Source organism: Duganella sp. P38 (genome assembly GCF_050859475.1).
Classification (GTDB): Bacteria; Pseudomonadota; Gammaproteobacteria; order Burkholderiales; family Burkholderiaceae_D; genus Rugamonas.
On the sequence record NZ_CP193936.1, the window covers coordinates 604,646 to 620,377 of the forward strand.

The following is a 15,732-nucleotide window of genomic DNA, read 5'->3' on the forward strand; positions in this document are numbered from 1 at the left end:
TATGCGGCGCCGCTCCTCCCGAGGATTCACCATGCTGGAAGTGCTGGTCGCGCTGATGATCGTGGCCACCGCGCTGATCGCGTCGCTGCGTGCGGTCGGCAGCCTGACCGCCAACAGCGACGGCCTGCGCGCCAATATGATGGCCACCTGGTCGGCCGAGAACCGGCTGGTGCAAATGCGCCTGTCGCGCGTGTTCCCGCCGATCGGCAAGACCACCTCCGAATGCCCGCAGGGCGATCTGCAACTGATGTGCGAGGAAGAAGTCATCGCCAGCCCGAATCCGCGCTTCCGCCGCGTCGAGGTCAGCGTGTATGAGGCCAGCAATCCGGAGCGCCGCATCATCAAGCTGGTCCAACTGGTATTGAATTCGCCATGACCTCACGCGCGCGCGGCTTTACGCTGATCGAACTGCTGCTGGCCATCTTCATCCTGGCGATGATGGCGGTGCTGGGCTGGCGCGGACTGGATAGCATCGTCCGTTCGCGCAGCACGCTGACCTCGGACATGGACCAGACGCGCGGCCTGCAACTGGCTTTCGCGCAGATGCAGAGCGACTGCGCCAACCTGGCCGGCAGCGACCTGCTGCACGGCCGCGCCTTCGTGCAGGCGGAAGACAATCGCATCACGCTGGTGCGCATGGTACTGGCCGAGAACCAGCCGACGCGCTTGCAGGTGGTGTCCTACCGCGTCAACGCCGATGGCGTGCTGACGCGGCGCGAATCGAACGCCACGCGCGAGCTGGCGCAGCTGGACAACCTGTGGCAGGCGGCGCTCAGCGACGCCGATACCGCCGGCTCGGTGGCCTTGCAGCACAATGTGCACGGCATGGCGATGCGGCTGTGGGTGCCGGACGCCAGCGCCGGCCAGATTCAGAGCGCCGCCAATGCCGGCAACTGGCGCCAGGCGGCTGGCGTCAGCACCGCCCGCAGCACGGCGACGGTCGCCGCGGGGGCCGCCGCCGTGCCGACCGGCCTGGAAGTGTCGCTGTCGCTGCAAGCGCCAGGCGGTGCCGATGGTGAAGGCTTTCCTGCTGGGGGCACTGTGAAGCTGAAACGGCAAAAAGGCGTTGCCATCATCACGGCGCTGCTACTCAGCACGCTGGCCGTCACCATCGTCACCAGCCTGTTCTGGCTACAGCAGGTGCAGGTGCGCTCGATGGAGAACCAGCGCCTGCAATTGCAGACGCGCTGGATACTGCGCGGGGCGCTGGACCTGAGCCGCCTGATCCTCAACCAGGACTTCATCGATTCGCAAACCATCACCCGGCTCGATGGCGTGTGGGCCACGCCGCTGGAAGAAACCCGGCTGGACGATTACGTCGAGCGCGAGCGCCTGCAGGGCGAGAATTTCAACGCCACGCTGTCCGGCCGCATGACGGATGCGCAGGCGCGCTACAATCTAGGCAATCTGGCGCAGGGCAAGCAAATCCAGACGGCCGAGGTGGAAGTGTTTGCGCGGCTGCTGAGCAACCTGCGGCTCGACAGCGGCCTGGCGCAGAATGTGGCCAGCATGGTGGCGCAATCGAATACCGTGGCGGTGCCGCAGCAAGAGCAGGCCGGCAGCAATGAGCCGATGGGCATGGTGCGGGTGGAAGACCTGCTGGCGGTCAGCGGCTTCACGCCGCAGGCCATCGAGCAGCTGCGCGATTATGTGATCGTGCTGCCGGCCAGCCCGGTGTCGGTGAATGTGAACACGGCGCCGGCCGAGGTGTTGTCGGCGCTGGTGCCGGGACTGTCGCTGTCGGATGCGGCAGCGATGGTCAGCGCGCGCAAGACGGTGTACTACCGCAGCAAGGCCGAGTTCCAGGCGCTGTACCAGGTGGCCGGCAAGACGATTACGGCGGCGTGGGATGTGCGCAGCGACTACTTCCTGGCCTACAGCCGGGTAAAGCTGGACCGCGCCTCGCTGGAGACGCAGTCCTTGCTGGCGCGCCGCGCCAGGCAACCCATCACGTCGGTGGCATGGATACGGGAATACTAGAACAGCGATGAACGAAAGCGAGATCCTTTGACTACACTATTTATCCGCTATCCGGCCAGGGCCAGCGTCGACAGCGGCGCGGCGCAGAGCTGTCCGTTCGCGCTGGTGGGTGACGGGGGCAACCTGCTGCAGCAGGGCGTTGCACCGCTGGGCAACCTGACCGACATGGTGGCCTCGGCGCGCCGCGTCACGCTGCTGCTGGCGGCGTCGGACGTCACGCTGCTGCGGGTGAAAACGCCGCCGCTGTCGTCCGCCAAGCTGAAGGCCGCGCTGCCGGCGCTGGTGGAGGAGCATGTGCTGGGCGATCCGGCCGATTGCGTGCTGGCCGCCGGCGCCGCCGACGCGCAAGGCATGCGCACCGTCGCCGTGGTGCAGCGCGCGTGGCTGGAAGTGCTGGTCAAGGCGCTGGTGGCGCAGGGCGCGCAGTCGGTAGCGGCGGTGCCGTCGCAACTGAGCCTGCCGTTCCAGCCGGGCGCCGTGTCGGCCGCACTGGTGCCGGGCGACGCCGGCTACGACCTGGTGATGCGCCAGTCGCAGTTCGAAGGCCTGGGCATGACGCTGCCGGCGCAGCCGCAGGCCGCGTTGCAGACGCTGCGCGTGCTGGCCGGCGAACAGCCGGTCACCTTGTATGTATCGGCCGCGCAGAAGGCGCAGCTGGCGCCGGCGGCGGCCGGCATCGCCCACCTGACGCTGGAAGACGACCACTGGGCGCACTGGATCGCCGCCGCGCGCGGCGCCGGCGTCGACCTGGCGCCGGGGCTGGGCGCCAGCGGCGCCTCGGCGCAGCTGTGGCAGCGCTGGCGCTGGCCGCTGCGCATCGGCGCGCTGGCGCTGCTGGTCAACGTGGTCGGCATGAATGTCGAATGGTTCCGCCTCAAGGGCGAGGCCAGGGCGGTCAGCCAGTCGATGGTGCAGACGTTCAAGTCGGTTTATCCGAACGAGCCGCTGGTGGCGTCGCCGCAGGACCAGATGCGGCGCAATATCCGCCTGGCGAAGTCGAATAGCGGCGAGGCGGGCGGCGACGAATTCGTCACGCTGAGCGCCGCCTTCGGCGAAGCGCTGAATGCGCTGCCGCGCCGCGACGTCATCGCCGCGCTGGAATACAAGGACCACGCGCTGCTGGTCAAGGTCAAGCCGAACACGGTGGACGCGGCGGCGATGCAGCAGCTGCGCGGCGCGCTGGCCGGCCGCAAGCTGGAAATGCAGGAACCGACGGCGGGCACGTGGAAAATCCAGCCTGCCGCGCCGGGAGGAAAATCATGAGCAAGCCGAATCCGATTCAAACGCTGCGCGCGCGCGCCGACGCCTTCTGGCAGGTGCGCACCGCGCAGGAACGCAAGCTGCTGGGCATCGGCGGCATGGTCGTCGGCGCGGCGCTGTTTTACAGCCTGCTGGTCGATCCGGCGCTGAGCGGCCGCGAACAGCTGCACCAGCAACTGCCGCAGCTGCACCAGCAGGCGGCCGAGATGCAGCTGATGGCGCGCGAGGCGCAGGCGCTGAAGGGCCAGAACAACATCGCGCCGACGCCGATGACGCGCGAGAACCTGAACGCCGGCCTGGCCGCGCGCGGCCTCGCGCCGCAGTCGGTCAATGTCACCGGCGAATACGCCAAGCTGGCCTTCAGCGGCGCGCAATACGCCGGCGTGGTGGCGTGGTTGGACGCGATCCGCACCGAAAGCCGCATCAACGTGGTGGACGCCAGCTTTACCGCGCAGAGTGAGGCGGGCGTGGTCAATGGCACGCTGACGCTGCGCCAGGGCGCGCGATGAAACGCGCCTTGCTATGGCTGCTGACGATCGCGCTGACGGTGCTCGTCACGCTGCTGGTATGCTTTCCGGCGGCGTGGCTCGGTTCCATCGTCGAGCAGCGCAGCGGCGGCCGTTTGACGCTGGGAGACGCGCAAGGTACGCTGTGGCGGGGCTCCGCGTTCATTGGCGGCGCGGCCGGCAACAACAGCCCGGTCACGCCGCTGCTGCCGGGCCGCTTCAGCTGGAAGATCTCGCCGCTGGCGCTGGTCGGCATGGTCGAACTGCAGCTGGAGAACCCGGAGGCGCTGGCGCAGCCGGTGACTTTCCGCGGCGGCTGGTCGCAGTGGCAGCTCAGCCCATCGGCGCTGCTGCTGCCGGCCGAAGGCCTGTCCGGCCTGGGCGCGCCGCTCAACACGCTGGCGCCAAGCGGCAGCATGCGCCTGGCGTGGACCAACCTGGAGCTGGCGCTGGCGAACCGCCAGGTCAGCGTCAACGGCCGCACCACGCTGGAGATGAGCGACATGGCCTCGCGCCTGTCGTCGATCCGGCCGCTGGGCAGTTATGCGCTGGCGCTGGACTGGCATGGACAGCAGGCGCAGTTGACGCTCAGCTCCGTCAAGGGGCCGCTGCTGCTGAGCGGGAAGGGCGGCTTGCATAACGGCCGCCTGCAGTTCTCCGGCCAGGCCGAGGCAGCAAAAGGATACGAAGAGACGCTGGCCAATCTGTTGAATTTGCTGGGCCAGCGCAAACCGGGTAGTGACCGCAACGTCATCGCACTAGAGTTCCATTAAGATAAAGTTCAGACTATGAAAAACCAGTCCGTAAGCAAATCCACTCTTCCCGCGCTGCGCCGCCTGAGCGCGGGTGCGATGCTGTGCTGCGCGATCAGCGCCGCGCCCACCGCCGCGCTGCTGCTGCCAGCGCTGGCGCATGCCGCCGCCGACGACGCTGCGCTGAACTTTGTCGGCGCCGATATCGAATCGGTCATCAAGGCCGTCGGCCACTACACCAACATCACCTTCGTCATCGATCCGCGCGTCAAGGGCACGCTGACCGTGGTGTCGGAAAAACCGGTCACCAAGTCGCAGGCTTTCAGCCTGTTGACTTCCGCGCTGCGCCTGCAAGGCTACGCGGTGGTCAGCGGCGACGGCTTCGCCAAGGTGGTGCCGGAAGCGGACGCCAAGCTGCAGGCCAGCCCGACGCAGGTGGGCGCGTCGCAGGCGGCGGCCAAGGGCGACCAGATCGTCAGCCAGATCTTCCACCTCAACTACGAGTCGGCCAACAACGTGGTGACGGTGCTGCGCCCGCTGATCTCGCCGAACAACACCATCAACGCCAACCCCGGCAACAACAGCGTGGTGGTGACCGACTACGCCGACAACGTCAAGCGCCTGGCCAAGATCGTCGCCGCGCTGGACGCGCCGGCCGTCACCGACCTGGATGTGATCCCGGTGCGCTACGCCATCGCCAGCGACCTGGCGACCATGATCAATAAGCTGATGGACTCCGGCGGCGGCGCCGCCGCCGGCGGCGATGCGGGCAAGGTCAATGTGCTGGCCGATCCGCGCACCAATTCGCTGGTGCTGCGCGCGCCATCGGCGGCGCGCGCCAACCTGGCCAAGTCGCTGATCGCCAAGCTCGATCAGCCGACCCAGGAACTGGGCAATGTGCACGTGGTCTACCTGAAGAACGCCGAGGCGACCAAGCTGGCGCAAACGCTGCGCTCCGTGGTCTCGGGCGAAACGTCGCAGCAGAACACCGGCAACAGCACCGGCACCAACACGCAGAACAGCAGCGGCTCGAACAGCTTCAATAACAGCAGCAGCTCCAGCTCCGGCAGCAGCGGCACCGGCAGCAGCACGGGACCGAGCAATCCGCTGCTGAGTGGTTCCAGCAATTCGCAGCAGCAGGGCGGCAACAGCAGCCAGGCCGGCTTTATCCAGGCCGACGCCACCACCAACACGCTGATCATCACCGCGCCGGAATCGGTATACCGCAACCTGCGCGCCGTGATCGACCAGCTGGACGTGCGCCGCGCGCAGGTCTACATCGAATCGCTGATCGTCGAAGTCACCTCCGACAAGGCGTCCGAATTCGGCGTGCAATGGGTTGGCGCGACCGGCAGCGACAGCAGCAAGTACCGCCTGGGCGGCCTGCAATCGTTCACCACCAGCGGCACCGATGGCGCGCTGACCTCGATCTACGCCAACAAGACCCTGCCGAGCAACGGCCTGACGGTCGGCCTGTTCAAGCAGGTCGGCGGCGCGCTGGGCCTGGGCGCGGTGGCGCACGCGCTGGAATCGGACGGCAACGCCAACATCCTGTCGACGCCGAACATGGTCACGCTGGACAACGAGCTGGCCACCATCCGCGTCGGCCAGAACGTGCCGATCCTGACCGGCCAGTTCACCACCACCTCGGGCACCAACAGCAACCCGTTCCAGACCATCGACCGCAAGGACGTCGGCCTGACGCTGAAAGTGCGTCCGCAGATTTCCGAGGGCGGCACCATCAAGCTGGCGATCTATCACGAGACTTCCAGCGTGGACAAGTCGACGCTGACCGCCGCTTCGGGCATCACGCTGAACAACCGGGTGATCGAGAATAACGTGATCGCCGACGACGGCCAGATCGTCGTGCTGGGCGGCCTGATCGAAGACACCGAGGGCGATGGTGTCGACCGCGTGCCGGGCCTGGGCAGCATTCCGGTGCTGGGCAATCTGTTCAAGTCGCAGTCGCGCACCCGCAAGAAGACCAACCTGATGGTGTTCCTGCGCCCGGTCGTCATCCGCAACAAGGAGCAGAGCACCAGCCTGGCAACCGACCGTTACGATTACATGCGCAGCCAGCAGCAGGCGATCCTGCCGCCGGACAGCGCGCTGGTGAAGGACCTGGGGCAGCCGGTTCTGCCGCAGCTGCAGAACGGCGCGCCGATCAGCGGCGGCCCTGTGGCCGCGCCGGTGCCGCCGGCGCCGCTGCCGGCACGCCTGCCGGGCGGCGCCTCGAACATCCAGCCGGCCGCGCCTCAGCCAGTGCAGCAGTGATATGAGTAACCTGCTCCCCTACGCCTTCGCCCGCGATTTCGTGGTGCTGGCCCAGTACAGCGACGATGCGGAAAACACCGTCGATGTGCTGGTGTGCGGCGCCACCGCGCCGGCCGCCATCGCCGAGGTGTCGCGCCGCTTCGGCCGCATCCAGCTGAAGAACATGACGCGCGCCGACCTTGAAACCGCGATCGCCTCGGCCTACGCCAGCTCCGGCGGCAACGCCTCGATGGTGGCGGAGGAATTCGACGCCGACCTCGATCTGACCAAGCTGCTGCAGGACGTGCCGGCCATCGAGGACCTGCTGGAATCGTCCGACGACGCGCCGGTGATCCGCATGATCAATGCGCTGCTGACGCAGGCGCTGCGCGACGGCGCCTCCGATATCCACATCGAGCCGTTCGAGCAAACCTCGGTGGTGCGCTTCCGTGTCGACGGCACGCTGCGCGACATCGTCCGTCCGCGCAAGGCGATCCACGGTTCGCTGATTTCGCGTATCAAGATCATGGCGCAGCTGGACATCGCCGAGAAGCGTTTGCCGCAGGACGGTCGCATCACGCTGCGCATCGGCGGCAAGCCGGTGGATGTGCGGGTATCGACGCTGCCGACCGGCCACGGCGAGCGCGCGGTGCTGCGCCTGCTGGATAAGGAAGCCAACCGCCTCGACCTGAACCACCTCGGCATGAGCGAAAGCATGATGCCGAAGTTCGACGCCATGATCAACCAGCCGCACGGCATCGTGCTGGTGACCGGACCTACCGGCTCCGGTAAAACCACCACGCTATATGCCGCGCTGTCGCTGCTGAACGCCTCCACCACCAACATCATGACGGTGGAAGACCCGATCGAGTACGATCTGGCCGGCGTCGGCCAGACGCAGGTCAATCCGCGCATCGACATGACCTTCGCCAAGGCCTTGCGCGCCATCCTGCGGCAGGACCCGGACGTCATCATGATCGGCGAGATCCGCGACCTGGAAACCGCGCAGATCGCGGTGCAGGCATCGCTGACCGGCCACCTGGTGCTGGCCACGCTGCACACCAACGACGCCGCCGCCGCCGTCACCCGCCTGCTGGACATGGGCATCGAGCCGTTCCTGCTGTCGTCCACGCTGCTAGGCGTGCTGGCGCAGCGCCTGGTGCGCAAGCTGTGCCCGAGCTGCAAGACCTTCGATGGCACCTTGTGGCACGCGGTCGGCTGCGAGCATTGCGGCCATACCGGCTACCAGGGCCGCGTCGGCGTCTACGAATTTTTGGAGACCACGGAACAGATCCGCGCGCAGATCCACAACCGCGCGTCCGAAGCCGAGATCAAGGCCGCCGCCATCAAGGACGGCATGCAGACCATGCGCGACGACGGCGAGCGTTGGCTGGCGCAAGGCATCACCACGCAGGCCGAGTTGATGCGCGTGACCAAGGACTAGGCGAACAACCATGCCCGCATTTCGTTATGAAGCCGTCGATGCCGGCGGCGCCACCAAAAAGGCGTGCTCAATTCGGACAGCGCGCGTTCGGCGCGCGCCGAGCTGCGCGCGCAAGGACTGGTGCCGCTCAAGGTCGACACCATCGCCGCGCAGGTCGATGCCGCCGGCGTCGCCAGGAGCCGCGGCTTCGGCGAGCGCCTGACCTCGACCGAGCTGGCGCTGTTCACGCGCCAGCTGGCCAGCCTGCTGGAAGCGGGGCTGCCGCTGGAGCAGGCCTTCACCGCCTTGCTGGAACAGGCCGAGCGCCCGTATCTGCGCGACCTGATCGCGTCGGTGCGCTCGGAGGTGATCGGCGGCGATTCGCTGTCCGCCGTGCTGGGGCGCCATCCGCGCGACTTCGCTGAAATCTATCGCGCGCTGGTGGCCTCCGGTGAGCAGATCGGCCAGTTGTCGCGCGTGCTGTCGCGCCTTGCCGACTACATCGAGCGCCGCAATGCGCTGATGCAGAAGGTGAAGCTGGCGTTCACCTACCCGGCGATCGTCACGGTGGTGGCGTTCGCGATCGTGATTTTCCTGCTCACGTATGTGGTGCCGCAGATCGTCTCGGTGTTCGCCAACACCAAGCAGAAGCTGCCGTTCCTCACCATCGTCATGCTGGCGGTGTCGGACTTCGTGCGGCACTATGGCATCGTGGTGGCGATCGCGCTGGCCGGCGCCTGGGTCGCCTGGCGGCGCGCCCTACAGAATCCGGCGCTGAAGCGGCGCTGGCACACGTGGCTGCTGACCGCTCCGCTGTACGGCAAATTCGAGCGCAGCCTGAATACCGCGCGTTTCGCCAGCACGCTGGCGATTACCACCGGCTCCGGCGTGCCGATACTGCGCGCGCTGGAAACCAGCCGCGATACGCTCAACAACGTCGCCATGCAGGAACTGGTGGAAGAGGCCAGCGACGGCGTGCGCGAAGGCGTCAGCCTGGCGCGCGCCTTGTCGGCGCAGAAGCACTTCCCGCCGATGCTGATCCACATGATCCGCGCCGGCGAAATCACCGGCGAGCTGCCGGCCATGCTGGACCGCGCCGCCGCCGCGCAGGAGGCCGACCTGGAACGCCGCACGCTGACCATCGCCGGCCTGCTGGAGCCGGCGCTGATCCTGGCCATGGGCGTGGTGGTGCTGCTGATCGTGCTGGCGGTGCTGATGCCTATTATCGAAATCAATCAGCTGGTACGCTGACCGTCAGGAATACAACAAGGACACCATGAAGCGCTTGCCCTTAATCGTTACCGTTCTCGCCGTGGTGCTGCTGTCGGCATCGCTGGCCTACTGGGGACTACAGCTGTTCAAGCCGCAGCAGCGCGCGATCGCCGCGCCGCCGCCACCGCCGCCGATGGGCGTCAACCTCGACGCGGCCAAGGGCCTGTTCGGCGGCCAGGTGGCGGTGGCGACGGTCAGCAACTACCAGCTGAAAGGCGTGGTGGCCGCGCGCGGCAACGACAGCGCCGCCATCATCTCGGTCGACGGCAAGCCGGCCGACGCCTACGCCGTCGGCAAGGAAGTGGCGCCCGGCGTGACGGTGAAGGAAGTGCACGCGCGCCACGTGCTGCTGTCCGAGGGCGGCGTGATCAAGCGCCTCGACCTGCCGAGCGACGCCGGCGTGTCCAGCAGCCTGCCTGCCGTCTCGCCGGCGGCGCCGGCAACGCAGCCGCAGCCGCCGGCCGTGATGCCGGCGCCGGTGGCGCCGCAGCCGGTGCCAGCGCAGCCCGCGCAGCAGCAGCCGGGCCAGCAGCCGATCGCGCCCATGGGCGTCGCGCCGATTCCCGCCAACACCCAGCAAAACAAACAGTAGGCTACTCCATGGCTTCTCTCCGTGCCCTGGCCGCAGCTTTATGCTGCGGCTTTTTCTTATCCATCGCGCAGGCTGCGCCGGCCCGGCCGGACGCCACCCCGGTGGCGCCGGATACGACGCTCAAGCCGCGCCCCAAGGTGGCGCTGGTGCTGTCCGGCGGTGGCGCGCGCGGCTTCGCCCACATCGGCGTGCTGCGCGCCTTGCAGGAACTGCGCATTCCGGTCGATTTCGTGGTCGGCACCAGCATGGGCAGCGTGGTGGGCGGCGCCTATGCCGCCGGCAGCTCGGTCGACCAGCTGGAGCAGCTGGTGCGCCGCACCGACTGGAACGCGGTGGTGGCCGACCGGCCGCCGCGCGATGAACTGTTCTACCGCCGCCGCGAGGAAGACCTGCTGCTGCCGTCGCGGATCGAGTTTGGCGCGCACACCGACGGCGTCTCGCTGCCGCCGGCCGCCGCCGGCAACGAGGCGCTGGAGCTGGCGCTGACGCGCGTGCTGCCGCCCGGCGCGCGCGACAAGCCGGCCAATCTGCTGCAACTGCCGTTCCGCTCGATCGCCTCCGACCTGGTGACGGGCGAGCTGGTGGAACTGAACGACACGCCGCTGTTCCTCGCCATGCGCGCGTCGCTGGCGGTGCCGGGGGTGTTCGCGCCGGTGCGCGTCAATCAGCGGCTGCTGGTGGACGGTGGCCTGGTGCGCAACCTGCCGGTGGATGTGGCGCGCGAGATGGGCGCCGACATCATCATCGCCGTCAACGTCGGCACGCCGCTGGCGCAGGAGAAGGAACTGGTCAGCGCGGTCAGCGTGGCGCAGCAGATGCTGCAAATCCTCACCGAGCAGAATGTGCAGCGCTCATTGAAGGAGCTGCGCGCGGACGACGTGTTGTTGCAGCCGAACCTGGGCGGCATCGGCTTCCTCGATTTCGCGCGGCACGACCGCGCCATGAAGGAAGGCGAGGCGGCGGTGCGGGCGATGAGCGAGAAGCTGGTCAAGCTGGCGCTGCCGGAAGCGCAGTACGCGGCGTATGAAGTCAAGCGGCTGGCGGCGCCGGTGGCGATCGACCAGCCGGTGCGGCTGGCCAAGCTGGAGGTGGCGCCGAGCGGTCGCATCAACCCGAAGGAACTCGAAGTGCAAACCGGCCTGCAGGTCGGCCAGGCGGTCACCAGCGAGCAGGCGGCCAGCGCCGGCAACCGGCTGTTCGGCCGCGGCGACCTGGCGCGCGTGGAAACCGAGGTGCGCGACGACGAGAACGGCCGCAGCGTGCTGATCAAGCCGACCGAGGCCGACTGGGCGCACAGCCGGCTGCGCGTCGGCATCGAGCTCAATAGCGACTTCAGCGACAACAGCGCCTTCCAGCTGAAGGCGATGCACGTGCTGTCGTCGCTCAACGACTGGGGCGCGGAGTTGCGCACCATCGCCAGCATCGGCACCGACCGCGTGGTCGGCACGCAGTTCTGGCAACCGCTGGGCGTCGGCTCGCCGTGGTACGTGGCGCCGGCGCTGGAATACGGCGCCGGCGCCAGCGACATCTTCAACGCCACCGGCTTCCGCCAGGCGCGCTACGCCTACGACTACAGCGCTGCCACGATGTCGCTCGGGCGCCAGCTCGGGCGCTGGGGCGACCTGCGCTACATGGTCGGGCGGCAGATCAGCAACCGCCACCAGTCGATCCCCGAGGACCCGGCCAACTACCGCACTTACCAGACGGTGCAGCAGCTCAGCTTCAATGTCGACACGCTGGACAGCATCGCCTTCCCGACGCGCGGCACGCTGTTCAGCCTGAACTGGCAGCGCGCGCTCAAGCGCAGCCGCACCGACAACAGCGAGCCGGTGCCGGCGCGGCAGGAAGTCAAGGGCATGGAAGCGTTCCGCGTCGGCCGCTGGGCCGGCCACGTGTATGGCGAATGGGCGCGCAGCCTGGGCGGCGCCAACGACAACAACCTGGGCGGCTTCCTGCGGCTGTCGGGCACCGAGCCGAACTCGGTGGTGGGCAGCCGCACGGTGCTGGGGCGGGTGGTGGTGGCGCGCAGCATCGGCGCCATGCCGGCCGCGCTGGGCGGCGACGTGCGGCTCGGCTTCTCGCTGGAGGCGGGCGGCGCCTACAGCCCGAGCGACCCGCTGCGCTGGGGCAAGCTCAAGCAAGCCGGCAGCGCCTTCATCGCGGTCGACACGCGTTTCGGCCCGTTGTACTTCGGCGCCGGCGCCACCAAGGAAGGCAAGGGCAGCGGCTACCTATTCCTCGGCCCGATCTGGTAAATCCGGGGTCAGGTCTGACATTCGCACACGGGCTCAACTGCGCAGCAGTTGAGCCCGTGTGCGAATGTCAGACCTGACCCCGATTATTTGCGGCGCAGGGCGGTGAAGGCGGCGAATTCCCACGAGCGGAAGCCGACCAGCAGCGTGAAGCCGTCGCGCTCGTGCGGCGCCAGCCGGCGGTCGCTTTGGTGCAGCCGCGCCAGCTCGCCGGCCAGCTGCTGGATGCGGCCGGCCAGTTCCTGCGCGCTCGGCTGCGATAGCCGCGCCGGCAGACAGAGCAGCGTTTCGCCGGCGCCGTTGAAACTGCCGCTGAAGTAGTCGTCCACCGCGTGCTCGCGGAAAAATTGCTGCACTGGGCCGTCCGGCAGCCAGCGGAAGGCGTTCGAGACGCGCAGCCGGTAGCGGTTCAGCGGCTTGAGCTCGATCAGCCCCAGCCGGTCCAGCTCGGCCAGCAGGACGATGCATTCCGGCTCGGTGAGGTCGTAGGTTTCCAGCACCTGTTCCAGCGTCCAGTGGCCCAGGCAGCAGATCGCCATCAGCAGCAGGTGCGGGTTGGCCAGCAGCGATTTTTCCTGGGTTAGCGTGAGACAGTCGGCCTGCGGCGTGGCGTCGGCGGCGCCGCGCAACACGTCTTCCATCGGCACGCCGGCCGCCTTGCAGATCTGCGCCAGCCGCGTCAGCGACATGTCTTGCTGCCCGAACATGCGCTTGACGCTCGATTCGCTCATCGCGATGCGCTCGGCCAGCATTTTGTAGGTGACGCCGGCGGCCCGCATCTGGGTCCGCAGCACTTGCAGCAGCAATTCCGGTGAGCTCATTTTTTCGCCTTGCTTAAAGAACAAGGTATCGTATCACGATACCCGGCGGCGTGAAAAGCTGGTCCTGGAATATTCAGTTAGTACATCGGGGCTGAAGTGACGCACACTTGAGATGGATCACTTGCGTGGAGCGAAATATGACAGCAGTACGTGCAGCCCTGTTCAGCCTGATCGCCGTTGCCGGCGCCGCCAGTGCCGCCGGCCAGTCGCCCTGGTACGTCGGGGCCGACGTCGGCGCCCAGACCGGCAGGAGCGACGGCGTCAGCGGCCGCGCCTACGCCGGCTATGAGCTGGGCAGCGGCCTGGCGCTGCGCCCGGCACAGACCCACGCGGTGGAACTGGCGGTGTTTTCGCTCGGGCTGGACAACCACGGCACCGAGGCGCGCGCCGAGGGCGTGGCCATCAACTGGGCCACGCTGCTGAAGGTGAGCGACAAGGTGTCGCTCAGCGGCCGCCTCGGCGCCCACTATGCGTGGACCACCAGCCGCGATGGCGACGGCTGGCGCCAGACCGTCGACCGGCCGGGCGTGCTGGCCGGCGTCGGCCTGGCGTACACGCTGACCCCGAAGCTCGTGCTGCGCACCGACCTGACTTATATGCCGCTGCAGCTCAATCCGAACGAACGCGCCAAGGCGCCGACCCTGACGATCGGCCTGCGCTACGGTTTCTGAGAATAACCCGAGAGCGGGCGCCATGACCGGCGCCCGCTGACGGTTACCGCCTTACTTTACAGCACGTAGCGCGACAGGTCTTCGTTGACCGCCAGCGCATCGAGCCGTTGGTTCACATACGCCGCATCGACCACGATGGTCTTGCCGCTATCCTCGCTGGCCGTGAACGACAGCTCTTCCAGAAGCTTTTCCATGACCGTGTACAGCCGGCGCGCGCCGATGTTTTCGGTGCGCTCGTTCACCGAGTAGGCGATTTCCGCCAGGCGGTTGATGCCGTCCGGCGCGAAGGCCAGCTTGACGTCCTCGGTGGCCAGCAGCGCTTCGTACTGCTTGGTCAGGCAGGCGTCGGTGCTGGTCAGGATGCGCTCGAAGTCGGCGATCGACAGCGATTCCAGCTCGACCCGGATCGGGAAGCGCCCCTGCAGCTCGGGTATCAGGTCCGACGGCTTGGCCAGGTGGAAGGCGCCCGAGGCGATGAACAGGATGTGGTCGGTCTTGATCATGCCGTACTTGGTGTTGACGGTCGTGCCCTCCACCAGCGGCAGCAGGTCGCGCTGCACGCCGGCGCGCGAGACGTCGGCGCCGCCCACTTCCGAACGCGAGGCGATCTTGTCGATCTCGTCCAGGAACACGATGCCGTTCTGCTCGACGTTCTGGATGGCCTTCTGCTTCATCTCGTCTTCGTTGACCAGCTTGGCGGCTTCCTCGTCGATCAGGAACTTCATCGCTTCCTTGATCTTGACCTTGCGCGCCTTCTTGCGCTGCGCGCCGATGCCGGAGAACATCGACTTGATCTGCTCGGTCATCTCTTCCATGCCGGGCGGCGCCATGATTTCCATCTGCGGCCCGGCCTCGGCCAGCTCGATCTCGATTTCCTTATCGTCCAGCTCGCCCTGGCGCAGGCGCTTGCGGAAGGTCTGGCGGGTGGCGTCGTCCTTGGCCGGCTCGGCCGAGCCGGACGGCGTGAAGCCGAAGTCGCGCGCCGGCGGCAGCAGGATGTCGAGCACGCGGTCCTCGGCGGCGTCCTCGGCGCGGGTGCGCACCTTGGCCATTTCGGCCAGGCGGGTCTGTTTGACGCCGATGTCGACCAGATCGCGGATGATGGTGTCGACGTCGCGGCCGACATAGCCGACCTCGGTGAACTTGGTGGCTTCGATCTTGATGAACGGCGCGTCGGCCAGCTTGGCCAGGCGGCGCGCGATCTCGGTCTTGCCGACGCCGGTCGGACCGATCATCAGGATGTTTTTCGGCGTGATTTCATGGCGCAGCGGCTCTTCCACCTGCTGCCGGCGCCAGCGGTTGCGCAGCGCGATCGCCACCGCTTTCTTGGCCTTGGCCTGGCCCACCACGTGTTTGTCGAGTTCGCCGACGATTTCCTGCGGAGTCATGTTCATGCTGGGTCCAGTGTTTCAATGATGTGGTTCAGATTGGTGTAGATGCACAGCTCACCGGCGATCGTCAGCGACTTTTTGACCACGTCCGCCGGCGACAGTTCCGTGTTCTCGACCAGCGCCTTGGCGGCCGACTGCGCATAAGTGCCGCCCGAGCCGATGGCGCCGACGCCGTCCTCGGGTTCCAGCACGTCGCCATTGCCGGTGATCACCAGCGTCGATTCGCTGTCGGCCACCAGCAACATCGCCTCCAGCCGGCGCAGCACGCGGTCGGTGCGCCAGTCCTTGGCCAGCTCGACCGAGGCGCGCAGCAGGTTGCCCTGGTGTTTTTCCAGCTTGCCTTCGAAGCGGTCGAGCAGCGTGAAGGCGTCGGCGGTGCCGCCGGCGAAACCGACCAGCACCTTGCCCTGGTAGACCTTGCGCACCTTGCGGGCCGTGCCCTTCATGACGATATTGCCCAGCGTAACCTGGCCGTCGCCGCCCAGCGCGACCTGCTTGCCGCGGCGCACGCACAGGATGGTGGTGCCGTGAAATTGTTCCATAGTGACCTCAAAGTAAT

The 15,732-nt window shown here is 67.5% G+C and carries 13 protein-coding genes and 1 pseudogene; 11 read left to right on the forward strand and 3 right to left on the reverse strand.

Going from position 1 to position 15,732, the window contains the following annotated elements; translation table 11 throughout:
* The first annotated feature begins 1 nt into the window (after position 1).
* From gspI to ACRQ5J_RS02840, 10 genes and pseudogenes are all read left to right on the forward strand, one after another.
* A complete protein-coding gene (gene gspI / locus ACRQ5J_RS02795) occupies positions 2–376 on the forward strand; it encodes a type II secretion system minor pseudopilin GspI (RefSeq protein ID WP_432381049.1) in 375 nt (124 codons plus the stop codon).
* Positions 373–1,980 (forward strand): type II secretion system minor pseudopilin GspK, encoded by a 1,608-nt coding sequence (gene gspK, locus ACRQ5J_RS02800; RefSeq protein WP_432381050.1) that lies wholly within the window; start codon positions 373–375, stop codon positions 1,978–1,980. The genes gspI and gspK overlap by 4 nt, the downstream gene beginning before the upstream one ends.
* Positions 1,981–2,007: 27 nt before the next feature.
* Complete coding sequence (gspL, locus tag ACRQ5J_RS02805; RefSeq protein WP_432381051.1) at positions 2,008–3,243, forward strand: type II secretion system protein GspL; 1,236 nt, start codon at positions 2,008–2,010, stop codon at positions 3,241–3,243.
* On the forward strand, positions 3,240–3,749 hold the full coding sequence (gene gspM, locus ACRQ5J_RS02810; RefSeq protein WP_432381052.1) for a type II secretion system protein GspM: 510 nt from the start codon (positions 3,240–3,242) through the stop codon (positions 3,747–3,749). Before gspL ends, gspM begins: the two co-directional genes overlap by 4 nt.
* Positions 3,746–4,519, forward strand: a complete 774-nt coding sequence (gene gspN, locus ACRQ5J_RS02815; RefSeq protein ID WP_432381053.1) for a type II secretion system protein N — start codon at positions 3,746–3,748, stop codon at positions 4,517–4,519. The genes gspM and gspN overlap by 4 nt, the downstream gene beginning before the upstream one ends.
* 15 nt (positions 4,520–4,534) lie before the next feature.
* The gene (gene gspD / locus ACRQ5J_RS02820) at positions 4,535–6,772 is read left to right on the forward strand and encodes a type II secretion system secretin GspD (protein ID WP_432381054.1); all 2,238 of its coding nucleotides are present in this window, start codon (positions 4,535–4,537) and stop codon (positions 6,770–6,772) included.
* 1 nt (position 6,773) lies between these two features.
* Positions 6,774–8,195 (forward strand): type II secretion system ATPase GspE, encoded by a 1,422-nt coding sequence (gene gspE / locus ACRQ5J_RS02825; RefSeq protein WP_432381055.1) that lies wholly within the window; start codon positions 6,774–6,776, stop codon positions 8,193–8,195.
* A gap of 10 nt (positions 8,196–8,205) precedes the next feature.
* Positions 8,206–9,425, forward strand: a pseudogene (gspF, locus tag ACRQ5J_RS02830) (type II secretion system inner membrane protein GspF).
* Positions 9,426–9,450: 25 nt separating this feature from the next.
* The gene (locus tag ACRQ5J_RS02835) at positions 9,451–10,038 is read left to right on the forward strand and encodes a type II secretion system protein N (RefSeq protein WP_432381056.1); all 588 of its coding nucleotides are present in this window, start codon (positions 9,451–9,453) and stop codon (positions 10,036–10,038) included.
* Positions 10,039–10,046: 8 nt separating this feature from the next.
* Entirely contained in the window at positions 10,047–12,293 is a 2,247-nt protein-coding gene (locus ACRQ5J_RS02840) for a patatin-like phospholipase family protein (RefSeq protein WP_432381057.1), read from the forward strand.
* An 83-nt stretch (positions 12,294–12,376) separates the two neighbouring features.
* On the opposite strand, the gene ACRQ5J_RS02845 is transcribed toward ACRQ5J_RS02840, so the two are convergent.
* On the reverse strand, positions 12,377–13,111 hold the full coding sequence (locus ACRQ5J_RS02845) for a helix-turn-helix domain-containing protein (RefSeq protein WP_432381058.1): 735 nt from the start codon (positions 13,109–13,111) through the stop codon (positions 12,377–12,379).
* Positions 13,112–13,248: 137 nt separating this feature from the next.
* On the opposite strand from ACRQ5J_RS02845, the gene ACRQ5J_RS02850 reads away from it, so the two are divergent.
* Entirely contained in the window at positions 13,249–13,782 is a 534-nt protein-coding gene (locus ACRQ5J_RS02850) for an outer membrane beta-barrel protein (protein WP_432381059.1), read from the forward strand.
* Between the two features lie 56 nt (positions 13,783–13,838).
* On the opposite strand, the gene hslU is transcribed toward ACRQ5J_RS02850, so the two are convergent.
* On the reverse strand, positions 13,839–15,176 hold the full coding sequence (gene hslU, locus ACRQ5J_RS02855; protein WP_432381060.1) for an ATP-dependent protease ATPase subunit HslU: 1,338 nt from the start codon (positions 15,174–15,176) through the stop codon (positions 13,839–13,841).
* Positions 15,173–15,715, reverse strand: coding sequence for an ATP-dependent protease subunit HslV (hslV, locus tag ACRQ5J_RS02860; protein ID WP_315255339.1), 543 nt, complete (start codon positions 15,713–15,715; stop codon positions 15,173–15,175). Before hslV ends, hslU begins: the two co-directional genes overlap by 4 nt.
* Positions 15,716–15,732: the final 17 nt, after the last annotated feature.